The sequence below is a fragment of the Micromonospora sp. NPDC002717 genome, from assembly GCF_040295705.1.
Taxonomy (GTDB): domain Bacteria; phylum Actinomycetota; class Actinomycetes; order Mycobacteriales; family Micromonosporaceae; genus Micromonospora.
The window spans coordinates 423,468-446,230 of the sequence record NZ_JBEOVW010000002.1; the positions used below are offsets into that span (position 1 = coordinate 423,468).

Annotated in this window: 22 protein-coding genes and 1 pseudogene; 8 read left to right on the forward strand and 15 right to left on the reverse strand. The window is 72.9% G+C overall.

The window, feature by feature from the left end; genetic code table 11:
* Positions 1-4: 4 nt before the first annotated feature.
* From ABT006_RS06035 to ABT006_RS06065, 7 genes are all read right to left on the reverse strand, one after another.
* Entirely contained in the window at positions 5-1,597 is a 1,593-nt protein-coding gene (locus ABT006_RS06035) for a hypothetical protein (protein WP_350703415.1), read from the reverse strand.
* Between the two features lie 66 nt (positions 1,598-1,663).
* Positions 1,664-2,635 (reverse strand): NAD(P)/FAD-dependent oxidoreductase, encoded by a 972-nt coding sequence (locus ABT006_RS06040; RefSeq protein ID WP_350703416.1) that lies wholly within the window; start codon positions 2,633-2,635, stop codon positions 1,664-1,666.
* Between the two features lie 116 nt (positions 2,636-2,751).
* Complete coding sequence (locus ABT006_RS06045; RefSeq protein WP_350703418.1) at positions 2,752-3,405, reverse strand: rhomboid family intramembrane serine protease; 654 nt, start codon at positions 3,403-3,405, stop codon at positions 2,752-2,754.
* Positions 3,406-3,538: 133 nt separating this feature from the next.
* The gene (locus tag ABT006_RS06050) at positions 3,539-4,237 is read right to left on the reverse strand and encodes an aggregation-promoting factor C-terminal-like domain-containing protein (protein ID WP_350703420.1); all 699 of its coding nucleotides are present in this window, start codon (positions 4,235-4,237) and stop codon (positions 3,539-3,541) included.
* A 268-nt stretch (positions 4,238-4,505) separates the two neighbouring features.
* Positions 4,506-5,921, reverse strand: coding sequence for an RNA 5'-3' helicase PhoH2 (phoH2, locus tag ABT006_RS06055; RefSeq protein ID WP_350703421.1), 1,416 nt, complete (start codon positions 5,919-5,921; stop codon positions 4,506-4,508).
* 381 nt (positions 5,922-6,302) lie between these two features.
* Positions 6,303-6,638, reverse strand: a complete 336-nt coding sequence (locus ABT006_RS06060) for a hypothetical protein (RefSeq protein ID WP_350703423.1) — start codon at positions 6,636-6,638, stop codon at positions 6,303-6,305.
* A 31-nt stretch (positions 6,639-6,669) separates the two neighbouring features.
* Positions 6,670-7,014 (reverse strand): hypothetical protein, encoded by a 345-nt coding sequence (locus ABT006_RS06065; protein WP_350703425.1) that lies wholly within the window; start codon positions 7,012-7,014, stop codon positions 6,670-6,672.
* Between the two features lie 263 nt (positions 7,015-7,277).
* On the opposite strand from ABT006_RS06065, the gene ABT006_RS06070 reads away from it, so the two are divergent.
* The 4 genes from ABT006_RS06070 to otsB all read left to right on the forward strand — a co-directional run bounded on the left by ABT006_RS06070 (position 7,278) and on the right by otsB (position 10,662).
* A complete protein-coding gene (locus ABT006_RS06070; RefSeq protein WP_350703427.1) occupies positions 7,278-7,718 on the forward strand; it encodes an XRE family transcriptional regulator in 441 nt (146 codons plus the stop codon).
* 109 nt (positions 7,719-7,827) lie between these two features.
* Positions 7,828-9,393 (forward strand): RNA-guided endonuclease InsQ/TnpB family protein, encoded by a 1,566-nt coding sequence (locus ABT006_RS06075; protein ID WP_350703429.1) that lies wholly within the window; start codon positions 7,828-7,830, stop codon positions 9,391-9,393.
* The gene (locus tag ABT006_RS06080; protein WP_350703431.1) at positions 9,390-9,743 is read left to right on the forward strand and encodes a hypothetical protein; all 354 of its coding nucleotides are present in this window, start codon (positions 9,390-9,392) and stop codon (positions 9,741-9,743) included. Before ABT006_RS06075 ends, ABT006_RS06080 begins: the two co-directional genes overlap by 4 nt.
* Positions 9,744-9,846: 103 nt before the next feature.
* Positions 9,847-10,662, forward strand: a complete 816-nt coding sequence (gene otsB / locus ABT006_RS06085) for a trehalose-phosphatase (RefSeq protein ID WP_350703433.1) — start codon at positions 9,847-9,849, stop codon at positions 10,660-10,662.
* A 27-nt stretch (positions 10,663-10,689) separates the two neighbouring features.
* Here otsB and ABT006_RS06090 read toward each other — a convergent pair whose 3' ends face one another.
* The 4 genes from ABT006_RS06090 to ABT006_RS06105 form a co-directional block, all read right to left on the reverse strand.
* Positions 10,690-11,460, reverse strand: a complete 771-nt coding sequence (locus ABT006_RS06090) for an isoprenyl transferase (RefSeq protein ID WP_350678538.1) — start codon at positions 11,458-11,460, stop codon at positions 10,690-10,692.
* Positions 11,461-11,491: 31 nt separating this feature from the next.
* On the reverse strand, positions 11,492-12,634 hold the full coding sequence (locus ABT006_RS06095; protein WP_350703435.1) for a geranylgeranyl reductase family protein: 1,143 nt from the start codon (positions 12,632-12,634) through the stop codon (positions 11,492-11,494).
* 545 nt (positions 12,635-13,179) lie between these two features.
* The gene (locus tag ABT006_RS06100) at positions 13,180-14,058 is read right to left on the reverse strand and encodes a hypothetical protein (RefSeq protein WP_350703437.1); all 879 of its coding nucleotides are present in this window, start codon (positions 14,056-14,058) and stop codon (positions 13,180-13,182) included.
* Between the two features lie 43 nt (positions 14,059-14,101).
* Positions 14,102-15,943: a phosphoenolpyruvate carboxykinase (GTP) gene (locus tag ABT006_RS06105; protein WP_350703439.1), complete on the reverse strand. Its 1,842-nt coding sequence runs from the start codon at positions 15,941-15,943 to the stop codon at positions 14,102-14,104.
* Between the two features lie 156 nt (positions 15,944-16,099).
* Between ABT006_RS06105 and ABT006_RS35070 the strand changes: the two are divergent.
* The 3 genes and pseudogenes from ABT006_RS35070 to ABT006_RS06115 form a co-directional block, all read left to right on the forward strand.
* Positions 16,100-16,189 (forward strand): annotated as a pseudogene (locus tag ABT006_RS35070) (GtrA family protein); the annotation flags it as partial.
* 128 nt (positions 16,190-16,317) lie between these two features.
* Positions 16,318-16,890, forward strand: a complete 573-nt coding sequence (locus tag ABT006_RS06110) for a GtrA family protein (protein WP_350703441.1) — start codon at positions 16,318-16,320, stop codon at positions 16,888-16,890.
* 64 nt (positions 16,891-16,954) lie between these two features.
* Complete coding sequence (locus tag ABT006_RS06115; RefSeq protein ID WP_350703442.1) at positions 16,955-17,683, forward strand: GtrA family protein; 729 nt, start codon at positions 16,955-16,957, stop codon at positions 17,681-17,683.
* Between the two features lie 59 nt (positions 17,684-17,742).
* On the opposite strand, the gene ABT006_RS06120 is transcribed toward ABT006_RS06115, so the two are convergent.
* Positions 17,743-18,315, reverse strand: a complete 573-nt coding sequence (locus tag ABT006_RS06120; protein WP_350703444.1) for a PH domain-containing protein — start codon at positions 18,313-18,315, stop codon at positions 17,743-17,745.
* 173 nt (positions 18,316-18,488) lie between these two features.
* Positions 18,489-19,364, reverse strand: a complete 876-nt coding sequence (locus ABT006_RS06125) for a biotin--[acetyl-CoA-carboxylase] ligase (RefSeq protein WP_350703446.1) — start codon at positions 19,362-19,364, stop codon at positions 18,489-18,491.
* 136 nt (positions 19,365-19,500) lie between these two features.
* On the opposite strand from ABT006_RS06125, the gene ABT006_RS06130 reads away from it, so the two are divergent.
* Positions 19,501-21,084 (forward strand): acyl-CoA carboxylase subunit beta, encoded by a 1,584-nt coding sequence (locus tag ABT006_RS06130; protein WP_350703448.1) that lies wholly within the window; start codon positions 19,501-19,503, stop codon positions 21,082-21,084.
* A 48-nt stretch (positions 21,085-21,132) separates the two neighbouring features.
* On the opposite strand, the gene ABT006_RS06135 is transcribed toward ABT006_RS06130, so the two are convergent.
* Together ABT006_RS06135 and ABT006_RS06140 are read right to left on the reverse strand one after the other, a co-directional pair.
* Positions 21,133-22,035, reverse strand: a complete 903-nt coding sequence (locus ABT006_RS06135; protein ID WP_350703450.1) for a hypothetical protein — start codon at positions 22,033-22,035, stop codon at positions 21,133-21,135.
* Positions 22,028-22,528, reverse strand: a complete 501-nt coding sequence (locus ABT006_RS06140) for a SigE family RNA polymerase sigma factor (RefSeq protein ID WP_350703452.1) — start codon at positions 22,526-22,528, stop codon at positions 22,028-22,030. Before ABT006_RS06140 ends, ABT006_RS06135 begins: the two co-directional genes overlap by 8 nt.
* Positions 22,529-22,763: the final 235 nt, after the last annotated feature.

Below are 22,763 nucleotides of genomic sequence, written 5' to 3' on the forward strand. Positions count from 1 at the left end.
ACGGTCAGCGGGGCGGCCCGGCGGGACGCGGCGCCGGCCACGGCGGATCGACCGGCTCGGCGGACGCTCCGACCAGCCGGGCCGCCCGCCAGCCCAGCAGCAGCCCTGGCAGCGCGGCCACCGCCGCGAGCAGCAGAGCCGTGCGGGTGTACGCGGGCCGGCCGTAGAGCCAGCCGACCAGCGGCAGTGCGGTCAGCGCCAGGGTCAGGGCGGTGGCCAGCAGAACCTCCAGGGTCCACCGACCGGAGGCGCCCCGCGACCAGGCCGGCACCAGGGCGAACAGCAGCACGCCCAGCAGGACCGGGAGCCACGCGAGGAGAGCCGGCCAGAGATGCAGCTCGCCCGGCCAGACGACGGCCAGCAGCGCCCAGGCGGTGGCCCCGAGCGCGGCCAGGCACGTCGGCAGCCAGGGCCCGTTCCCGACCCGGAACCCCGCCCGGGCGCCCGACACGGCGAGCACCGACACGCCCAGCATGAGCCCCGCCAGCAGGGCGAGGAGCGGATCGGCGCCCCGGTCCGCCGGAGTGCTCCGGCCCAGCGCCGGCGGGCGTCCGTCGAACGGGTACCCGCCCACCTGAGCGTCGACGAAGCCGAGTCGCTCCCAGGTCCCGTCCGGCCGGCGGAGGGCGAAGCCGTCCCGACCGTTGGCCACCAGCACGACGTGCCGGCCGTCGCCGGTGTCCCGCACGGTCAACTCCTGGGCGGCGATCCGCTCCCCCCGCGGCCCCGGGTCCGGGTACTGCCGGAGGAGGACGGCCCGCTGCGCCTCGGTCACCGCCCAGGCGGGGTGCCAGCTCCGGCCCCCGTCGTCGCTCTGCTCCACCGCGAGCCGGCCGGCAAGCACCCGGTAGCAGCGCGTCGGCACGGCGGTCGAGCAGCCCCGGCTGACCGGGCCGGCGACCGGCCCCTTCGTGCCGGTCAGCGCCTCGATCTCGCTCCGCGTCGGATCGCGCCACGTCACCCCGGCGTCATCGCTCACCCGCCAGTCGGGCGTGCTCCCGAAGACCTGGTCGGCGTAGCCGTGGCCGATGCCGGCCACCAACCGTTCGTCGAGGACCGCTGCCCGGACGGCGTCGGGATGGTGGACGGGGCTGGTCGCCGCCACCGCGAGCGTCGCCGCCGGCAGCAGCACCAGCAGGCGGACCAGCCGGGCGGACCGCCGCCGCACCGGCTCCCGCCGCGCCCGGGCCCAGCACCAGCCCGCGAGGGCCAGGGCCGGCAGGGCGAGCAGGTCGGTACGGTCCGCCCGGATCAGCGAGGGCCCGCTGACGGCGCTCCAGGCCGCCGAGGCGACGGTGGCGGCGTACCCGCTGGACTTGACCACGGTAAAGCCGGCGGCGACGAGACCGAGCCCGAGCCCGGCGGCGGTGCGGGCCGGCAGCCGCGGCGCCAGCAGGGTGAGCAGCACCGCGACCAGCGGCGGCGCGAGGACCAGGCCGGCGACGTCGCTGAGCTTGCCGGTCAGCGCGCCGGGGAAGGCCGCCTTGAGCAGGTGGTCGTTGACCACGAGGAGGACGAGGGCGGCGACCGTCCCGGGGTGCCCCAGCCAGGCCAGGGTCGCCGGCGCGCCGTCACGGTGTGGAGCCGGGACGCTCATCCGCCCACCGTCGCAGCCATTGATCTCGATCCGGCCACGGCCGGGGCGGCATCCGGTACCGGTGCGTCAGGTGCCGTCGGAGGAGTGCCCGGGGAAGAGGTGCGCGCTCGGGTCGATGGCCACGGCCGCGTTGTTCACCGCCGTGGCGGCCTCGCCGAAGCCGGTGGCGATCAGCCGCACCTTGCCCGGGTACTCGGTGATGTCGCCGGCCGCGAAGACCCGGGGCAGGTTCGTCGCCATCGCGCTGTCGACGACGATGTGCCGGCGGTCGAGCCGCAGCCCCCACTCGGCCAGCGGGCCGAGGTCGGCGGTGAAGCCGAGGGCGGCGACCACCGTGTCCACCGGAAGCAGCTCGGCGGCGGCGCCGCCGCGTACGGTGATCTCGGCGCCGGTCACCGCCCCGTCGCCGTGCAACCCGGTCACCTCCGCGTTGACGATCACGCGCACCGGCAGCTCCAGCACCCGGGCGACGGTGGCGGCGTGGGCGCGGAACTTCTCCCGCCGGTGCGCCAGCGTCACCGAGCGGGCCAGCGGCTGGAGCGTCAGCGCCCAGTCGAAGGCGGAGTCGCCGCCGCCGACGATCAGCACGTCCCGGCCGGCCAGCTCGGTCGGCTGCGGTACGAAGTAGACGATCCCCGTACCGGCGAAGTGCTCCGCCACCGGCAGCGGGCGCGGCGTGAAGCTGCCCAGCCCGCCGGTCACGATCACCGCCCCGCAGCCGAGCTGCTCGCCCCCGGCGAGGCCGAGCACCGGCCGCCCGTCGGCGTACGAGAGCTTCTCGGCGCGGGTGCCGAGCAGGTAGCGCGGGTCGAAGGGCGCCGCCTGGGCGACGAGGTTGGCGATCAGGTCCCGCCCCTTGACCGCCGGGAAGCCGGCCACGTCGTGGATCAGCTTCTCCGGGTACATGGCGGTGATCTGGCCGCCGGGCTCGGGCAGCGCGTCGACGACCGCGACGGAGAGCCCGCGAAAGCCGGCGTAGTACGCCGCGAACAACCCGGCCGGACCGGCCCCGATCACCGCGACATCGACCTCGCGCATGGGCGTACCGTCGCTTTCCGCTCACGGATCAACGCGTGCTGATCCCGACGGTAGGGCCGGCGATGGGCCCGGGCAAGCACGTCCCACCGGCCGCACGGCACCGGGCGCGTCGGCGCTCAGGGCAGGGTGAGCGTGGACTCCGAGCGGTGCGGACCACCGAGGTCGTCCCGGCGGCGCCGGAAGATGATCGCGGCGACGGCCCCGCCGAGCAGCCCGAACAGGTGCCCCTGCCAGGAGATCCGCTCGTCGGTGGGGAGGATGCCGACCAACTGCCAGCCGTAGAGCAGGCCGACCAGCAGGAAGACCGCGAAGTTCCACCAGCTCCGCTCGACGATCCCCCGCATGAGCAGGATGCCCAGGTAGCCGAAGATGACGCCGCTCGCGCCGACCACGACGGAGTTGGACGAGCCGGTGAACCACACCCCCAGCCCGCTGACCAGGACGATGACGAGTGTCGACCAGAGGAACCGGCGGGCGCCGGCGGCGAGCACGAAGGTGCCGAGCAGGATCAGCGGGATGCTGTTGCTGTAGAGGTGGTCGAAGCCGTGGTGCAGGAACGGCGAGAAGAACACCCCGTCGAGCCCGTCGATGCGCTTGGGGATGATCCCGGCGGCGGCGTCGAAGCCGGCCGCCAGCCCCTGGTCGAGGGCCTCGATGAGGAAGAGGAACGGCACCACCGCGCACATGGCGACGAAGGCCCGGCCGAGCGCGGCGTAGAACGCCTCGGTGCCGAACCGGTACGGATCGCCGCTTCGCGGGTGCAGGGTCACCCGTCAAGAGCTATCAGGTGACGGCCCGCGCCGCCACTCCTGCGGCGATCCGTGCGCCCCTCCTGCGGCGATCCGTACGCCCCGACGACGGAGGCGGGGTGTGTGGACGTCCACACACCCCGCCTCCGGTCGGTCAGTACCAGCCCACGTCCTGGGAGTGCGCCCAGGCCTTGCAGGGCGAGCCGTAGCGGCCCTCGATGTAGCCGAGGCCCCACTTGATCTGGGTCGCCGGGTTGGTCTGCCAGTCGTCGGCGACCGAGCCCATCTTGCTGCCCGGCAGCGCCTGCGGGATGCCGTACGCCCCGGACGAGGAGTTGCGGGCCTTGTGGTTCCAGCCGCTCTCCTTGGTCCAGAGCTTGTCCAGACAGGGGAACTGGTCCATCCCGAAGCCGGCCTTCACCATGAGCGCGCAGCCGACCTCGCGGTTGCCGCTGAACTCCGCGCAGGACGCCGGGATCGGCCCGTCGTACGGCTTGCTCTCGGCGGCCTTCTCGGCCGCGGCCTTGGCGGCGGCCTCCCGCGCCTTCTTCCGCGACGCGGCGGCGGCCTCGGCCTCGCGGGCCCGCTGGGCGGCCTCCTTGGCCGCCGCGGCGGCGCGCAGCTTCGCCTGGTATTCGGCGGCCCGCTGCTTCGCCGACTGCACCTGGTGGGCGGCCTGGCGTTCGCGCTGGTAGTCGAACTCGGCCTCCTCCACGGCGGCGCCGACCTGCGCGGTGAGGCCCTGTTGCTGGGTCTGTCGGTCTTCGCCCAGGTAGACACCGCCGGCAACGCCCACGGAGAGCAGCGCGACAGCGGCCGTGCGGGCGCCGAACCGGCTCCACAGCCGACTCACGAAGTGGTCCCTTCGTCGGGGGCAAGGACACGGCGCGGGCACCCGATCATGGAGCGGGTCCGCGCCGCGAGCGCCCCGACCCTGTGCCGGTCGCAGCCGACGCACCGGGGGTGGAGATGTCGGTGTGACGAACGATCACCAACGATCTTGTCGGTACGTGGGCGCTCGTTGGACACCATCGCGCACGGTGAGACCGATGGGAAACCAACAGCCTCAATTGTGACTTGGGTCACTCAAATTATAGGCACAAACGGCCAGATAACGGTCATCAGTGTGGGATGTCCTCCAGCAGGTCCGTCACCATCGCGGCGATCGGCGAACGCTCCGAACGGCTGAGGGTGACGTGAGCGAAGAGTGGATGGCCCTTGAGCGCCTCGATCACCGCGGTCACCCCGTCGTGCCGACCGACGCGGAGATTGTCCCGCTGGGCCACGTCGTGGGTGAGCACCACCCGCGAGCCCTGGCCGATCCGGGAGAGCACGGTCAACAGCACCCCGCGCTCCAGCGACTGCGCCTCGTCCACGATCACGAAGGCGTCGTGCAGGCTCCGGCCCCGGATGTGGGTCAGCGGCAGCACCTCCAGCAGGCCGCGCGACGTGACCTCCTCCAGCACGTTCTCGTGCACCACCGCGCCGAGGGTGTCGAAGACCGCCTGCGCCCAGGGCGACATCTTCTCCGACTCCGAGCCGGGGAGGTAGCCCAGCTCCTGTCCGCCGACGGCGTAGAGCGGGCGGAAGACCACCACCTTCTTGTGCCGCCGGCGCTCCATCACCGCCTCCAGCCCGGCACAGAGGGCCAGGGCGGACTTGCCCGTCCCGGCCCGCCCGCCCAGCGAGACGATGCCGACCGACTCGTCGAGCAGCAGGTCGAGGGCGATCCGCTGCTCGGCCGAGCGGCCGTGCAGCCCGAACGCCTCCCGGTCGCCGCGGACCAGCCGCACCGTCTTGTCGGGCAGCACCCGGCCGAGCGCCGAGCCGCGGGCGGAGTGCAGCACCAGGCCGGTGTGGCAGGGCAGCCCGGCGGCCGCGTCCAGGTCGAGCGTCTCGCCGGCGTAGAGCCGGCCGATCTGCTCCTCGGCCAGCTCCAGCTCGGACATCCCCGTCCAGGTGGGGTCGCTGGCCTGGCCGTGCCGGTACTCGTCGGCCCGCAGGCCCACCGAGGCCGCCTTGACGCGCAGCGGCATGTCCTTGCTGACCAGGGTCACCTCCCGCCCCTCGGCGGCGAGGTTCAACGCGACGGAGAGGATCCGCGTGTCGTTGGAGTCGGTGCGGAAGCCCGGCGGCAGCACACCGTCGTCGGCGTGGTTGAGCTCCACCCGCAGCGTGCCGCCGGAGTCGTTGGCCGGGACCGGGCGGTCGAGTCGCCCGTGCCTGACCCGCAGCTCGTCCAGCATGCGCAGGGACTGCCGGGCGAACCAGCCCAGCTCCGGGTGGTGCCGCTTGCCCTCCAGCTCGGAGATGACCACGAGGGGCAGGACCACCTCGTGCTCGGCGAAGCGGTGGAAGGCCGCCGGGTCGGAGAGGAGCACCGAGGTGTCCAGGACGAACGCCTGGCCGGCTGGTCGGGGCTCCTCGGCGTCGGCCGGAGCGGCGGACGGCCCGCGGCGGCTCCGGGTGGTGCGGCGGGTCGTGGCAGTCGCGGCCGTGGTCCGGTCGGCCCCGGCGGTCGTACGGCGAGTCGTCACAGGCCTGCTCCGACGGATGGGCATCCGCCACCCGCGTTCCGCCTCCTCCGGTGCCCGGGGACACGGGGTCGGATGCGGAACCCCGTGCGCGAGGTCGCAGATCCGGGCGGACCGGCTGGCTCGGGAGAACCCCGTGCCATGCCTAGACGCTAGCGGCGTCGGACCCTCCGGGCTAGAGGGCGAACGTGGATCTCCGGGGACCGGCACGTTAACAGGCGTGGGCGGCGGAACCGGCCGGGATGCATGCCCCCTGCGCGCATCCCGGCCGGTGGGACCACCGTCACCGGTCTGACGTGGTCCCGACGGTGCGTGTCCGCCGCGGACGACGCACCGTGCTTTGGGTACCGGCCGACGGGGCATCGGGATCCCCGTCGGTCGGGCTCAACCGGTCCGCCGCACGAGGGTGCCGGTCGGGTGCCGACCGGTGACCGGGGCGGCCGGCGCCGCGAACGACGAGCCGGTATACGTGGTGCCCGGCCGGACCACCGTGCCGGTGACGCGGGTGGTGGTGGGCGACGGGCCGGCCAGCGCCGACGCGATGGCCGCCTGGGCGTCGCGGCGGCGTCGGTTCCAGGCGCCCCGGTCGCCGTCGAAGTAGCCCTGGCGGTAGCCGAACCGGTAGCCGATCCGGTAGCTGAGCTGCCCGTGCAGCCGGCCCGCGGCGTAGCTGGTGGCGCCGAGGACGAGGACGAGGAAGACCGCGAGGAAGGGGCTCATCCGGCGGCTCCGGTGCGCCGCGGGTGCCCGGTCATCGCTCCTCCGGCTCGATCGAGGTGGGATCGGCGACCAGGAGCCGCTCCAGGTCGTCCGTGCTGACCTCCTCGACCAGCTCGACGCTGATCCGGCAGCCGTCCAGGACGACCTCGGCCACCGAGGCCCGGCGGATCTCGCCGCCGGCGTCGTACACGCGGACGCTGAGCTCCGGACAGCCGAGGTGGGTACGCCAGGTGTCCCACTCGGTGCGGTCGCCGACGCTGAGCGAGAGGTAGCGGCAGCCCCGGGCGACGTAGAGGCGCCAGGGCGCGCTCAGGCCGGCGGCCACTCCCTCCGCGATCAGGCCGAAGGCCTGGGCTCGGGTGGCGAGTTCGGTCACCACACCCCCCTCGCGCCGGGGGCGTGACGCATGTGAGCACTGATCGTCTCATGCACGTGACACACCGTAGATTGTCTCATGGGCGTGACAGTATCAGCTTTTCGTCTGTTTACTCCGCCTCTACGGGCACCTACTCTGCCCAGGTGACACCCCTCAGAAGCAGTGCCGGATCGTTTACCGGCAGGCCGACATTCACGTCTCGTCCGCGTGACACCAGCGTGCCGGGACGGGCACGACTGGCCGGCGGGTCGTACCGTCACGACGTGACCGAGACGGCCAACGCACGGAAGATCGCCTTCGCCACCTTCGTCCGTCGGGCGCTCGACGAGGCCCGGGCCACCCGGGCCTGGACCGGCACCGAGGTCTCCCGTCGCACCGGGGTTTCCCGGCAGACCATCAACCGCTGGGTCCGGGGCGACTGGGCCAGCGACCCGGAGGCCGAGCGCGTGGTGGCGTTCTGCGAGGGCCTGGGGCTCAACCCGGCGACCGCCTTCGCCGCGCTGGGTTGGGACCGCACGGCGACGCCCCGCAGCACCGCCACCCCGCCGCCGATGGACCCCGACGTCGAGGCGCTGCTGCGCCGCCTCGTCGACCCCGACGTCTCGGACGCGGAGAAGTTCCACATCCGGGAGACCATCCGTTACCTCGCATATCGCCCGACCCTGCCGGCCGACGTCCGAAAACGAGGTAAACAGGCCGGCTAGTTCCTCGTCTTCGAACGTTGACCGGGTAATCGGTCGGGCCTGGGAATTGTCGTACCGGTGGTCTTGGCTTCGGTTTGTGCCTCGCCGTCGGGATCCTGCTGCACCGCCAGTGGTGCATCGCACCGCTCGTGTCGCGGTGCGGGCGACGCCCGGGCAGCGGCGGCGGTGTTTCGGGCTGCTGCGCTCGGCCGGTGACGTGTGGGCGTGCGTGTTGGAGGTCAACGCGTGGCGGCGCCGCCGCCAGGACGCGCCGTTGACGAGCTACCAGGAGTTGTGCCGCGAGTTGTCGGCCTCGGGTCCGGGCACGTTCGCCGAGTTGGACTCGACCGGGGCGCGGTCGGTGTTGCGGCGGTTCTCGGATGCGTGGTTCGCGGCGGCGAAACGCCGCAAGGCCGGTGACGCATCGGCGGGGTTCCCGCGTCGGCGGCGGGGGTTGGTGCCGGTGCGCTGGTACCACGACACGTTCACCCTCGACGGCCATCGCGTGCGAATCCCGACTGCGAAGGGCATGCCGGGGTTGTGGGTGCGTCTGGCCCGTGAAGTGCCGTATCCGGTGGAGCAGGTCCGCTCGATCACCCTGCTGTGCGAGGGCGGCCGGCTGTTCCTCGACGTCACCGCCGAAGTCCCGATCACGGTCTACCCGGCGGGTGAGGGGCCGGACCCCGGCCGGGTGGCGGGCGTGGACGTGGGAATCATCCACCCCTACGCCGTCGCCGGCCCCGGCGGGAAGGGGCTGTTGGTGTCGGGGCGGGCGATCCGCGCCGAGCACCGCATGCACCTGGCCGACACCAAAGCCCGCCAACGTGCCGTCGCCCGCCGCGCGCCGAAACCCGGCCAGCGAGGGTCACGCCGGTGGCGCCAGTACCGGGCCCGCGCCCGCCAGGTGGAGGGCCGGCATCGGCGGCGGGTACGGCAGGCCCAACACGAAGCCGCCCGCACCGTCGTCGACTGGGCCGTCGGCCAGCGGGTGGGGGTGCTGCACGTCGGCGACCCCCGCGGCGTCCTCGACCTGCCGGCGGGGCGGCGGCACAACCTGCGGCTGCGGCAGTGGCAGATCGGCCGACTCCTGCACATCCTGACCGACAAGGCCACCCTCGCCGGCATCACCGTCCACCTCGTCGACGAACGCGGGACCTCGTCAACCTGCCCGACATGCCGGCGACGCGTGCCGAAGCCGCGGGGCCGGACCATGACGTGCCCGCACTGCGCATTTTCGGGCCACCGTGACCTGGTCGCGGCGGCCAGCATCGCCACCCGCACCCCGGGCGGCGGACCCACCACCCCCACAGCCGTCGTGCTGCCCGGGGTGGTCACGCACCGTCGAGCCGGCCGGCACCTCCCCGGCACCGGCCGGTCCCGACGTGACCCCCGCCGCCCACCGGGCGGCGCGAGGGTCCAGATGGCCGGCTGTGGCCCGCCCCACCAGCCAGTGGGGAGTCGCTCGCCAATTCGGCGAGGATCCACAACACCCCACCGGAACCCGGTGAACGTTAGTGGACACAGCCCTAGTTCCTCAGATGGCGAAAGAACGGCAGGTCAGACCCATTCGTTTGGCTCCGGGGCCGGAACGGGCACGCTAGCGTCCCTATTCGTACTGCTTGGGCTCGTCGTCGGCGGGGGGACGGGACAAGGCCGAACCCAGCCCTGCGGGACAGAAGGAGGGGTCTGTCCATGACCCTGAAGTGGATGGCAGTCGTCGTCGCCACCGTGTCGGTGACACTGGGCGTGACCGGAAACGTGGTGACGCTGGCGGTCAACGGCGGGCAGCTTCCCCTGCTCGTCAACCTCCTCGCGCTCACCACCGCCGGCACCGCGGTCGTCCTGGCCGTGGTCGCCGAGCTGCACGACCGGCTGAACGACCGGATCAGCGCGCTCGCCGACTTCCTGGTGAGCCGGCTCACGGAGATCGAGGAACGCAGCGGCGACCGGAACACCGGGTTCGTGGAGGGCTACCTGCTCAGCCACGGCCAGGAGGCGGCCGTCGTGCCGTTCGGGCGACGGGGACGGGGAGCCGCCGAACGCTGACCCGCCAGGCCCGCCTCCCGCGCCGACCGCGCCTCCGGACGCCGGCCGGACCCTACTCGTGCGACCGGGATTGAGCCGACCCGGCCGGGGTACGCTGACGCGCGTGCCGCCGTTGAACCAGCAGCCGAAGACCCCGTTGGACGCCGACCGTGCCTGGCGGACGACCGCCGGGCGGGCCGACGCGACGGTGCTCTTCTTCGACTTCGACGGCACCCTGGCGCCGGTCGACGACGACCCCACCGCGGTGCGGCCCGCGCCGAACGTGCTCGCCGCGATCGAGGCGCTCGCCCCCGTCGTACGGCGGGTCGCGATCGTCTCCGCGCGACCGGTCGAGTTCCTCCGCGACCATCTCGGCGGGCTGGCCGGAATCGACCTGTACGGCCTCTACGGCCTGGAGCACAGCCACTCGGGCGGCGAGACCGTGACCGAGCCGGCGGCCCTGCCGTGGGTGCCCACCATGGCCGAGCTGGCCGAGCTGGCCCGGGCCGAGCTGCCCGAGGGGGCGCTGGTGGAGTACAAGCGGCTCTCCGTGGCGCTGCACTGGCGTACGGTGCCGCAGCTCGGCGACACCGTGGAGCGGTGGGGCCGGGCCCAGGCCGAGCGGCTCGGGCTCAAGGTCCAGGCCGGGCGGATGGTGCTGGAGATCAAGCCGCCGGTCGACCGGGACAAGGGCATGGTGATCGACGAGGTGGTCCGGGACGCCCGGGGCGCCTGGTACTTCGGCGACGACGTCTCCGACATCAAGGCGTTCGCCGCGTTGCGGGCCCGGGCCGCCGCCGATCCGCACTTCTTCGGCGTCTGCGTCGCCGTCGCCAACCCGGAGACCGGCCACGAGGTCGCGGAAGCCGCCGACCTGACCCTCGACTCCCCCGCCGCGCTCGGCGAGTTCCTCGCCGCCGCCGCCCACCGCCTCACCTGACGGGCCGGGGTGGCCGGGGCCGGGAGGTCAGGCCCCGTAGCGGCGCTGCCGGTTGGCGTAGGAGCGCAGGGCGCGGAGGAAGTCGATGTGGCGGAAGTCCGGCCAGTTGAGTTCGCAGAAGTAGAACTCCGAGTGCGCGGACTGCCAGAGCATGAAGCCGGACAGCCGCTGCTCGCCGCTGGTGCGGATGACCAGGTCCGGGTCGGGCTGGCCCCGGGTGTAGAGGTGCTCGGCGATGTGCTCGACGTCCAGCACCTCGGCCAGTTCCTCGATGGTGCCGCCGGAGGCGGCGTGCTCCAGCAGCAGGGAGCGCACCGCGTCGGTTATCTCCCGCCGGCCGCCGTAGCCGACCGCGATGTTGACCTCGGCACCGCCGCTGCGCTCGCGGGTGCGCTCCTCGGCGGCCTTCAGCGCCGCGGCGGTCGACGCCGGGAGCAGGTCGAGCGCGCCGACCATGCGCAGCCGCCAGGGGTTTCCCTCCTCGGCCAGCTCGACCACGAGGTCCTCGATGATCTGCAGCAGCGGGTCCAGCTCGCTGGCCGGCCGGCGCAGGTTGTCGGTGGCCAGGAGATAGAGCGTGACGTGCGCGATGCCGGCCTGGTCGCACCAGCCCAGCACGTGCTTGATCTTCGCGGCGCCGACCCGGTGCCCGTCGTTCGGGTCGACGTAGCCCATCTCCCGGGCCCACCTGCGGTTGCCGTCGCACATCACGCCGACGTGCCGGGGCACCGGCTTGCCCGCGAGCTTGGCCGTGAGGCGACGCTCGTACACCGAATAGATCAGGTCCCGCAGAGTCATCACCTTGCAGCGTAGCGACCTGTCCCGCCGATCACCCCCTCGGATGGCGTTCCCACGCCGCCAGACCGATGCCGATCATGCCCAGCGTGCGGGCGTCGAGCCGCCCGTCGCCCAGCCCCAACTCGACCACCGTCCGGTAGACCCGGTCGTCCCGGCGGGCCGCCCGGACCGCCGCGTCGACGACCCGCCGGCGCCGGGCCAGCCACGCCGCGAACGAGCTGTGCCGCAGGTGGGCGCCGAGCCGGCGGCGCAGCGCCGCCGCGTACCGCCGGGCGGCCTGCTCGGGCGGGCCGGCGGCCGCCGCGCCGGCGAGCGCGCCGGAGAGCAGGGCGTAGAAGATCCCCTCGCCGGTGAACGGATTGATCAGCGAGAGCGCGTCGCCGGCCAGCAGCACCCGGCCGCGCCCGGGCGGCGGGCGGTGCGTCGACAGCGGCAGGTGGTGCGCCCGCAGGTCGGTCACCGTGGCCAGGTCCGTGTCGGGCAGCAGCGCGCCGAGCCGGTCAACCAGGTGCGCCCGGCTCAGCGGCTCCCCCCGCAGCACCTCCCCGTACCCGACGTTCGCCCGGCCGTCGCCGATCGGGAACGACCAGGCGTACGCCGGCCAGCGCGGCGCCGAGGTGACGATGAGCTGTTCGGGCGGGCCGGGCAGCGCCGGGGCGTACCCCCGGATGGCGAGCGCCAGGTGGCGGTCGGGGTTCACCCGGTGCCCGAGCGTCCGCCGGACCACCGACCCGGCGCCGTCCGCGCCGACCACCACCCGGGCGGCCAGCTCCCCGTCGAGCACCACCCGGTCGGCGCGGACCTCCACCCGCCGCACCGCGTGCCGGCGCAACCGCGCGCCGGCCGCGACCGCCGCCGCCACCAGCCGGGCGTCGAAGACCGTCCGGGGCACCGTGTACGCCGGCCGGGGCAGCGCCCGGGCCACCGTGCCGCCAGCGGGCCCGACCAGGCGCAACGCCGGCAGGGGCGCGTGCCCGGCCACCGCGTCGGGCACGCCCAGCGTGGCGAGCACGTCCAGCGCGTGCGCCGCGATGCCGTCCCCGCACGCCTTGTCCCGGGGAAAGTCGGACCGGTCCAGCAGCAGGACGCTCGCCCCCGCCCGCCGGGCCGCCAGCGCGGCGGCCGACCCGGCCGGACCGGCCCCGACCACCACCACGTCGAACTCATCGCTCACCGCGTCGCCTCCCTCCGGCCGGCGTCACCGGCCCGCCCCGGCCGGTGGGGCAACCCGTCCTGCCCGGCCATTCACCGGCCGGCGATTCGTCTTGCCCGGCTATTCGTCGTGCGAGGCGAACCGGCAGTGCCCGGCGAACCGTCGGGTCCAGTCACCGCCCCGCCGGTCCGACTGCTCCCGGCTTCCCACCTTCCCGGCCTCCTGACCTTCGGCCTTCCGGCCTTCCGGCCTTCCGGCCTTCCGGCCTTCCGGCCATCCTGCCGTCGCACACGCGCAGCGCGCCGATGCCGCACCGGCACGTCCGTCAGCACGTCGTCGACCCGGCACCGACCAACGGCTCGAGCCCTGTCGAGCTGCCCGCACAGACGGGGCACCAGCCGGGCGGCCAGCCTCGTCATTCCGGCGGTCCCATGGACGGGGCAGCTCGACAGCGCTCGACAGGGTCCCGCGGCACCCGTGATCTGTCCCGGACTCGTCGCTCCGTCAGGCCGGTGCGGCGCGCTCGGTTGCCCCGGCCCGGATCGGTTCGCCCAGTGCGCTCGGGTTCACCCGGCACGCTCGGGTAGCCCGGCGCGCTCGGTTCGCGCGGCGCGGGTCGCGCGCCACAGGCCGTAGAGCGTCAGGGCGGCGGCGGCCAGCAGCGGTCCGCCGTCGCGGACCAGCCCGTCCAGCCCGAGCAGCCACCAGCACAGCGGCAGGTCGACGGCGAGCACGACGACGGTCACCGCCACCAGCAGGATGCGCGCCCAGCCCTTGCCGCGCATCAGGAAGGCGGTGCAGAACAGGACCGCGTAGCTGGTCACGATGCCGGCGACGAACCAGAACAGCACTGCCGGCACGGTGGTCAGCCGGTCGTCCAGCACGGCGCCGCCGGCGACCAGGGCCGGGACCAGCATCAGCGGGCTGTAGGTGAAGGCGGCAACCCGGCTGGTGAGCAGCCAGCCGTTGACCTCGGGCCGGCGGGGTGGGGTCTCCCGCCAGGAGATGCCACCACGGTCGATGACCAGCCGGGGCCGGTGGCGGACCAGGTGCCCGGACACCGCGGGCGAGCGGTAGAGCAGCCAGATCACGGCCGCGCAGAGGGCGGTGATCAGGGCGAACCCGAGCAGCCCGGGCAGCGGCGGCACGCCCTGCCGGGGCACGATCAGCCGCCCGACGGCGAACACCGTGGTCACCGCGAGGATCAGCCCGAACGGCCGGGCCATCGTCCGGCCGCGACGGACGTGCCCGATCAGCAGCAGGAAGCCGAGCGAGCGGAGCAGGGCCCAGCCGGTGCGTACGGCCAGCCCGAAGCCCTGCTCCGGGGCGTACCACCAGTTGAGCAGCTCGACCACGACGGTGGCCGCCGCGGCCAGTGCGAGCAGCGTGGTCAGCGCCCGGACGGCGGACGGCCGCCGGACCTCGGTCTCGGCGGCCGTCCTCATGGGAACCGATGATGCCCGGTGCGGGCGTCGATCACACCTGTCGTCAGCGCTGCGGCTCCGCGTCGAGCCGGGCGCGCAGCGCGTCCAGCTCGGCCCAGAGCACGCCCGGCAGCTTGTCGCCGAACTTCTCGAACCACTCGGTGACCAGCGGAAGCTCGTTGCGCCACTCCTCCGGGTCGACCTTCAGCGCGATCCGGACGTCCTCCGGGGTCATGTCCAGGCCCTCGACGTCGAGCGCGTCCTGTGCCGGGACCATGCCGATCGGCGTCTCCACCGCCTCGGCGCGCCCCTCGATCCGCTCGACGATCCACTTGAGGACGCGGGAGTTCTCGCCGAAACCGGGCCAGAGGAAGTTGCCCTCCGGGTCCTTGCGGAACCAGTTGACGTAGTAGATCTTCGGCAGCTTGGACTCGTCGCCGTCGGCGCCCTTGCCCATCTCGATCCAGTGCCGGAAGTAGTCGCCGGCGTGGTAGCCGATGAACGGCAGCATCGCCATCGGGTCGCGCCGGACGACGCCGACCGCGCCGGAGGCGGCGGCGGTGGTCTCCGAGGAGAGGGTCGCGCCCATGTAGACGCCGTGCACCCAGTCGCGGGCCTCGGTCACCAGCGGGATGGTGTCCCGGCGACGGCCACCGAAGAGAATCGCGTCGATCGGCACGCCGTTCGGGTCGTAGTAGTCCTCGGCCAGGATCGGGCACTGGGTGATCGGGGTGCAGAACCGGCTGTTCGCGTGCGAGGAGAGGTTCTCGCTCTCCGGCGTCCAGTCGTTGCCCTTCCAGTCGATCAGGTGCGCCGGCGGCTCACCCATGCCCTCCCACCAGATGTCCCCGTCGTCGGTCAGGGCCACGTTGGTGAAGATGGAGTTGCCGCGGTCCAGCGTCCGCATCGCGTTGGCGTTGGTCTTCCAGTCCGTGCCGGGCGCGACGCCGAAGAGGCCGTACTCGGGGTTGACGGCGTAGAGGCGGCCGTCGGGGCCGAAGCGCATCCAGGCGATGTCGTCGCCGATGGTCTCGACCTTCCACCCGGGGACGGTCGGCTCGAGCATGGCGAGGTTGGTCTTGCCGCAGGCCGACGGGAAGGCCCCGGCGACGTGGTAGACCTTGCCCTCCGGCGAGGTGATCTTGAGGATGAGCATGTGCTCGGCGAGCCAGCCCTCGTCGCGGCCCATCACGCTGGCGATCCGCAGCGAGTAGCACTTCTTGCCGAGCAGGGAGTTGCCGCCGTAGCCGGAGCCGAAGGACCAGATCTCCCGGGTCTCCGGGAAGTGCGAGATGTACTTCGTCTCGTTGCACGGCCACGCCACGTCCTGCTGCCCGGGGGCCAGCGGGGCGCCGATGGAGTGCAGCGCGTGGACGAAGTCCACGTCGTCGCCCATGGCCTCCAGGACCTTGGCGCCCATCCGGGTCATGATGCGCATGGAGGCGACCACGTAGGGGCTGTCGGTGATCTCGACACCGAACATGGGGCTCTCGGCCTCGACCGGGCCCATGCAGAACGGGATGACGTACATGGTGCGCCCGCGCATGCAACCGCGGTACAGCTCCGTCATCGTCCGCTTCATCTCGGCCGGCGCCATCCAGTTGTTGGTGGGGCCGGCGTCCGCCTCGTCGACGGAGCAGATGAAGGTGCGCTCCTCGACCCGGGCGACGTCCGTCGGGTCCGTCCGCGCGTAGAACGAGTTGGGCTTCTTCTCCGGGTTGAGGCGGATCAGGGTGCCCGCCTCGACGAGCTCATCGGTGAGGCGCCGCCACTCCTCGTCGGACCCGTCCACCCAGACGACACGGTCGGGGGTGGTCAGTTCAGCGACCTCACGGACCCAGGCGAGCAGTTTGGGGTGGGACGTCGGGGCCTGATCGATACCCCGAACGGTAGCCGGAGCAACCATGACACATCTCCTTGGTGGTCGACGCTGACCGGTCTATGGGATGCACGAGTCTTGACGGCGCTGTGCGCCCTTACGGCGCGGTGCGTCGCCCTTCGTGGAAACCTGGGATTGGCCTCAGCGTAAACCGGGTGGCGTCGCCAGTCAGTGGGACTGGTTGTGAAGAACTGCACAAGGTGCGGTCACGCTGCGGCATCACGAGCTAATACCCGCTTTCGCGCGCAGTTTCACGCAAATCCTGTGGGAAACCCCGATGGCCGACCCGCCGCGCCCCGTCGACGGACTCGCGAACCGCCCCGTTCGACCACCCCGAATCGTTACGCTCTGTCCACAGGCGCACACCCGTGCGCGCCGCCCGTCGTTGCTACCCGTGTGGGATGCAACCAGCCGGTAGGCTCGGCGTCGTGGCCGCGACGATGACCGGGGAGCCAGGCTCCCGGCAGACCCGCCCGGGTCTGGCCCACGCACTGGTCGAGCGTTTCGGCCACCTCGTCCGCGAGATGAGCAAGTTCGCCACCGTGGGCGGGATCGCCTTTCTGATCGACTTCGCGCTCTTCAACTACCTGACGAGCGTGCGGGGCGTCGAGCAGGTGACCGCGAAGACCGTCTCGACGGTGATCGCGGCGACCGTGGCGTTCGTCGGCAACCGGTTCTGGACGTGGCGGCACCGCAAGCGCTCCAACCCGGCCCGCGAGTACGCGCTGTTCTTCTTCTTCAACGGTGTCGGCCTGGGGATCGCGGTGGCCTGCCTGGCCATCAGCCGCTACGGCCTGGGCAGCATCTGGCCGGAGGTCTTCCAGACCCCGTTGGCCGACAACATCGCCAGCTTCATCGTCGGCACCGGGCTCGGGACGCTGTTCCGATTCTGGTCCTACCGACGGTTCGTCTTCGTGGAAGCGGGAACCCCAGCCGTTCCGGAAGTGAAGCACGACCGAGACCACCGGGCGTGACCTGCCGCCCACCTCGTCCCGGCCGGAGCCTCCCGGCCCCGCCCACTGCCCTAAGGTGTTCCGCATGCGTCTTGTCCGTCTGCTGCCCGAGCGCTGGCAGAAGTTCATCCACGAGGCGCTCAAATTCGGCATCGTCGGCGGCGTCAACACCGTCATCAATTACGCGGTGTTCAATGCCCTGGCACTCACCGTTTTTGTCGACGGCCAGTTGAAGGCGACGGTCATCGCCACCATCGTGGCGACCATCACGTCGTATCTGATGAACCGTCACTGGACGTACCGCGACCGCCCGAAGTCGGCGATGCGGCGCGAATACGCCCTGTTCTTCCTCTTCAACGGAGCCGGCCTGCTCATCGAGCTGGGCGTCCTCGCCGCCGCCAAGTACGGCCTTGGCATGACCAGCCTGCTGGCCCTGAACGTGGCGAAGACCGGCGGCGTGCTGCTCGCGACGCTGTTCCGGTTCTGGTCCTATCGGACGTTCGTCTTCCAACCTGCACCGGCCCACGCCGCCGAGACGTGGCACAGCATCCCGCGCGACGAGTGGGACACGATGGCCGAGATGGACCCGGTGGCGGAGCTGGCCGAATCCATCTCCGAGCTGGAGGAGGCGCAGCCACCACCGGGCGCCGAACGGCGCGGCCCGGCTCCCGTGTCGGCGACCGGCCAGAGCGCCCCGCTCCAGGGCCGCCCCGTGCCGCTCGACGCCGGCATCGGCGGCTCCCTCGACCGGGAGCTGGAAGCCGAGCTGGCCGCGGAACTCCAGGCCAGCACCCGCCGCGCCCCGCGCCGCTGACCCGCCACGCCCCGCGCCGCCGCGCCGTTACGGTGCGGCGGACGGGCGTGAGGCCGGGCTCAGGCGGTGGGGTCGCGCAGCGGCTTCCCCTCGTTCATGTCCGCCAGGATGTCGCGCATCTCGGCGTCGCCGAGGGAGTGCTTGTCGTGGTGGGCCTCGACCAGCTCGTAGAGCTTGGTCTGGACCTGGCCGACCCCGGGCACGTCGTGCAGGACGGACTGCCCGCGCTCGCCGGCCGACTCGATGGTCAGGGTGCCGCAACCGAGCAGGCGCTCGACGAACCGCTGGTTCATCGCGTGGTCGTTGACCCGGGTGAGCGGGATGTCCCGCCGGTCGCGGGAGAGCACGCCGTGCTGGAGCAGCACCCGCTCGTTCGTGAAGAGGTAGTGGGTGGTCCGCCAGACCAGGAACGGCCAGAGCGCCAGCCAGAGCACCGCCACCAGGGCCAGCACCCCGATCACGGCGAGCGCGATCGAGCCGCCCCCGCCGGACGGCAGCAGGACCAGGCCGGCCACCACCGCCGCGACGGCGAGCACGAGCACCGCGACCGGCCGGATCAGCGCCTTCCAGTGCGGGTGCAGGTGCAGCACGACATGCTCGTCCTCGGTGAGCACGTCATCGGGGAACGCCACGGGAACCTCCTCGCAGAAACGGACGCGCTGACCGTAACCGCTCTCCCTCCCGCCGCGGCATCAGCCGCGCGGCGGTCCCGCCCCCGCGATCTTGCAGTTCGGCCCCCGTCTCGCGGCTTTCGCCCCGTTCGCCAGGGCGAAAAGTGCAAGATCGCGGGAAGGGGACGGCGGGGTCAGCGGAGGTGGAGGACGTCGCCGGCGGCCAGGGCGCGCACGCCCGTGGGGGTGGTGACCAGCAGCTGGCCGTCGGCGTCCACGCCGGTCGCGGTTCCGGTGATCTCCTCGCCGCCGGGCAGCAGCACGCGTACCTGGCGGCCGATCGTCGCGCAGGCGGCCAGGTAGGCCTCACGCAGCCCGCTGGCGACCGCGTCCCCGCCGGCCGAACGCCAGCGGCCGTACCAGTCGGCGACCGAGCGGAGCAGTGCCCGCAGCAGCGGATCGCGGTCGGTGGCCGCCGCGCCGGCCAGTTGCAGCGAGGTCGCCGGCAGGCCGGTCGGGTGCTCCGGCAGCTCGTCGGCGCGGAGCGTGACGTTCAGGCCGATGCCGAGCACGATCGCGGGCGGCTGCGCCGGCGAGTCCCCCGGCACCGCCTCGGCGAGGATCCCGGCGCACTTCGCGCCGCCGATCAGCAGGTCGTTGGGCCACTTCAGGCCGGCGTCCAACTCGGCCAGCCGGGCCACCGCCTCGACCAGGGCCACGCCGGCGAGCAGCGGCAGCCAGCCGTACCCCGACTGGGGCACCGGCGGCCAGCCACGGTCGGCGACGGCCTCCCCCGGCCGCAGCAGCACGCTCGTGGCGATGCCCGCCCGCGCCGGTGACTGCCACGCCCGGCCGCGCCGGCCGCGCCCGGCGGTCTGCCGCTCCGCGACCACCACCAGCCCCTCCGGCTCGCCGGCCCGGGCCGCCTCGGCGACGTCCGCGTTGGTCGAGCCGGTCTCGACGCGCAGCTCCAGCCGCGCCCACGGCCCGTGCGGGGCGACCAGCGCCCGCCGCAGCCGGGCCGCCGACAGCGGCGGACGGTCCAGATCGGTGTACGGCGAACCCGGCATCCCGTCAGCCTACGGCCCGCTCGACGCCCACCCGCCGGCTGCCGGGCGGGCGTCCGTGGGCGTCGTCGCCGAGCGGTCGCCGGGCTGAGGCGAACTGCACAGGGGCGGCGGCCTGAACCATCGTTATATTCCCAGGGTGACTACCGAGACCGGGATCAACATCCACAGCACCGCGGGAAAGCTGGCTGACCTGGAGCGACGGGTCGACGAGGCGGTGCACGCCGGATCGGCGCGCGCGGTCGAGAAGCAGCACGCGAGGGGCAAGAAGACCGCCCGCGAGCGGATCGAGATGCTGCTCGACGAGGGCTCCTTCGTCGAGTTGGACGAGCTGGCCCGGCACCGGTCCACCAACTTCGGGCTGGACAGGACCCGCCCGTACGGCGACGGCGTGATCACCGGCTACGGCACCATCGACGGCCGTCAGGTCTGCGTGTTCGCCCAGGACTTCACGGTCTTCGGCGGCTCCCTCGGCGAGGTCTTCGGCGAGAAGATCGTCAAGGTGATGGACCTGGCCATGAAGATCGGCTGCCCGGTCGTCGGCATCAACGACTCCGGTGGCGCCCGCATCCAGGAGGGCGTGGCCTCGCTCGGGCTCTACGGCGAGATCTTCTTCCGCAACGTCCGGGCCAGCGGCGTCATCCCGCAGATCTCCCTGATCATGGGCCCGTGCGCCGGGGGCGCCGTCTACTCCCCGGCGGTCACCGACTTCACCGTGATGGTCGACCAGACCTCGCACATGTTCATCACCGGCCCCGACGTCATCAAGACCGTCACCGGCGAGGACGTGGCGATGGAGGAGCTGGGCGGCGCCCGTACGCACAACTCCCGCAGCGGCAACGCGCACTACCTCGCCAGCGACGAGGAGGACGCGATCGAGTACGTGAAGGCGCTGCTGTCGTACCTGCCGTCGAACAACCTGGACGAGCCGGTGGTCTACGAGGCCCCCGCGGACCTCTCCGTGAGCGACGAGGACCGGGAGCTGGACACGCTGATCCCCGACTCGGCGAACCAGCCGTACGACATGCACCGGGTCATCGAGCACGTCCTGGACGACGGCGAGTTCCTGGAGGTCCAGCCGCTCTACGCGCAGAACCTGATCATCGGCTACGGCCGGGTCGAGGGGCGCCCGGTCGGCGTGGTCGCCAACCAGCCGATGCACTTCGCCGGCACCCTGGACATCGCCGCGTCGGAGAAGGCCGCCCGGTTCGTGCGCACCTGCGACGCGTTCAACATCCCGGTGCTGACCTTCGTGGACGTTCCCGGCTTCCTGCCCGGCACCGGCCAGGAGTGGGACGGCATCATCCGCCGCGGCGCGAAGCTCATCTACGCGTACGCCGAGGCCACCGTCCCGAAGGTCACCGTCATCACCCGCAAGGCCTACGGCGGGGCGTACGACGTGATGGGCTCCAAGCACCTCGGCGCGGACCTGAACTTCGCCTGGCCGACCGCGCAGATCGCGGTGATGGGCGCGCAGGGCGCGGTGAACATCCTCTACCGGCAGGAGCTGGCCGCCGCCGAGGACCCGGCCGCCGTGCGGGCCGAGAAGATCACCGAGTACGAGGACACCCTCGCCAACCCGTACATCGCGGCCGAGCGCGGCTACGTCGACAGCGTCATCCCGCCGCACGAGACCCGCACGCAGATCGTCCGCGCCCTGCGGGTGCTGCGCACCAAGCGCGAGACCCTGCCCCCGAAGAAGCACGGCAACATCCCGCTGTAAGGACATTTCCGGAGGTCCCCGCGTCGTCGTGGAGGCGGGGACCTCCGTTCAGCAGCCGGGGTTCGCCGCCGCGCACATACGGTGCGCCGCGGTCCGGCCCAACGCTTCCAGCTCGGTGTGACTCAGGCCACGGCCGGGACGGACGCCGTCGGCCGTGTCCGCGACGGCGCCCGGGCCGGTCGCGACCACGGTGACCAGGTCACCGACCCGCACCACCATGGTGACCTCGACCGCCGGGGTCGCGGCCACCACCTTCCCGCCGCCCGCGCTGCCGGGGGCCAGCGACACGTGTCGCAGCATCACGGACTCGTCGCCGGCGAAGCCGCTGGCCGGCGTTTCCCACCGGTGCGTCTGGACGGTCGGCACCGTGCGGCCGTCCACGAACGCGGAGCCGGCGTGCTGCCATTCCGCACAGGCGTTGAGCAGCAGCCCGACGAGGCCGAAGACCAGCCGCCCCTGGCCCGGGTCGACCCGGTACACGTCCTGGGTGAGCACCGGTTGTCGCGCCGTCGGGTCCACCGGCGCCCGGAGCAGGGTCTGGGACCGCGAATAGCGGGACGTTGCCGGGTCCGACGGCACACCCCGTTCGCGGCCGCAGGACTCCAGCACCGGGTCGACCCGTACCGGCTCCACCACGCCCGTCTCACCGAGCTGCACACCCGTCTTCAGGGGCACGTCCCAGGGGGCGAGCAGGGCCTCCTGCGGGATCTCGGCCGACGCGGCGTGCACCGGAGACACCAGGGTGGCGGCGGCCGGGGGTGGCGGCGACACCGGCCGGCCGGCCACCGCGTACGCGGAACCCGACATCACGGCGAGCACCGCGACCGCCGCCGTCAGCACCGTACGCCGGCTGCGCCGACGGGCCCGGGCGCGGATCTCGGCGGGCTCCGGCCAGCGGACGTCCCGCAGGTCCCGGTGCAGCCGGTCGACGAACCTCGTCTCGTCACGCATCGGCGGCCTCCTTCAGATCAGAGACGGCGAGCAGCCCGGCCAGCGCGGCGCGCCCCCGGGAGAGTCGGGCCTTGACCGTGCCCACGGGGGCGTCGGTCTGCCGGGCCACCTCGGCCACCGGCATGCCGACCAGGTAGTACAGGGCGATCGCGGTGCGCTGCTCCTCGGGCAGCCGGCGCAGCGCGGCGACCACGTCGACGGTGTCGGGATCCGGGCCGGGAACGGTTTCGGTGGCGCCGTGCCGCAGGTAGGCGCGGGCACGGCTGCGCAGGCTGCGCCAGCGGCTGACCGCGATCCGACTGGCCACCACCCGCACCCACGCCTCCGGCTCCTCGTACGCGCTCACGGTCGACCAACGCTGCCAGGCGCGCACGTACGCCTCCTGCACGGCGTCCTGCGCCTCGGCGAGGTCACCGGTGAGCACGTAGACGAAGCCCAGCAACCGTTGCCGGCTGCCCCGGTAGAACTCGTCGAAGCCGTCGACGTCCGGCACCCTGCTACCTCCCCCGTGACGGTCGCAGGGGACACGCGTCGGCCGGGGCCGTCGGTTGCCCGGTCAACCGATCTTTTTCGCCGGCTCCGCCGGCCGGAACCCGCCGACCGCGCCCGCTCCGATGATCACGTGTCGCACGGGCCCATTCTGCCCGCCCGCGCTTCCGCGCCCTGCCCGGCGACGGCGGGCTGCCTGGTCGGGCGTGGTGTCTGCCCCGTACTTCCCCGTGCCGGGT

Excerpts from the sequence above, each read along its gene's own strand:
- ABT006_RS06135 (WP_350703450.1), bottom strand. The coding sequence starts at position 22,035 with ATGCGTGACGAGACGAGGTTCGTCGACCGGCTGCACCGGGACCTGCGG.
- ABT006_RS06040 (WP_350703416.1), bottom strand. The coding sequence starts at position 2,635 with ATGCGCGAGGTCGATGTCGCGGTGATCGGGGCCGGTCCGGCCGGGTTG.
- ABT006_RS06125 (WP_350703446.1), bottom strand. The coding sequence starts at position 19,364 with ATGCCGGGTTCGCCGTACACCGATCTGGACCGTCCGCCGCTGTCGGCG.
- ABT006_RS06115 (WP_350703442.1), top strand. The coding sequence starts at position 16,955 with ATGCGTCTTGTCCGTCTGCTGCCCGAGCGCTGGCAGAAGTTCATCCAC.
- ABT006_RS06060 (WP_350703423.1), bottom strand. The coding sequence starts at position 6,638 with ATGAGCCCCTTCCTCGCGGTCTTCCTCGTCCTCGTCCTCGGCGCCACC.
- ABT006_RS06035 (WP_350703415.1), bottom strand. The coding sequence starts at position 1,597 with ATGAGCGTCCCGGCTCCACACCGTGACGGCGCGCCGGCGACCCTGGCC.
- ABT006_RS06090 (WP_350678538.1), bottom strand. The coding sequence starts at position 11,460 with ATGACTCTGCGGGACCTGATCTATTCGGTGTACGAGCGTCGCCTCACG.
- ABT006_RS06110 (WP_350703441.1), top strand. The coding sequence starts at position 16,318 with ATGCAACCAGCCGGTAGGCTCGGCGTCGTGGCCGCGACGATGACCGGG.
- ABT006_RS06080 (WP_350703431.1), top strand. The coding sequence starts at position 9,390 with ATGACCCTGAAGTGGATGGCAGTCGTCGTCGCCACCGTGTCGGTGACA.
- ABT006_RS06105 (WP_350703439.1), bottom strand. The coding sequence starts at position 15,943 with ATGGTTGCTCCGGCTACCGTTCGGGGTATCGATCAGGCCCCGACGTCC.
- ABT006_RS06100 (WP_350703437.1), bottom strand. The coding sequence starts at position 14,058 with ATGAGGACGGCCGCCGAGACCGAGGTCCGGCGGCCGTCCGCCGTCCGG.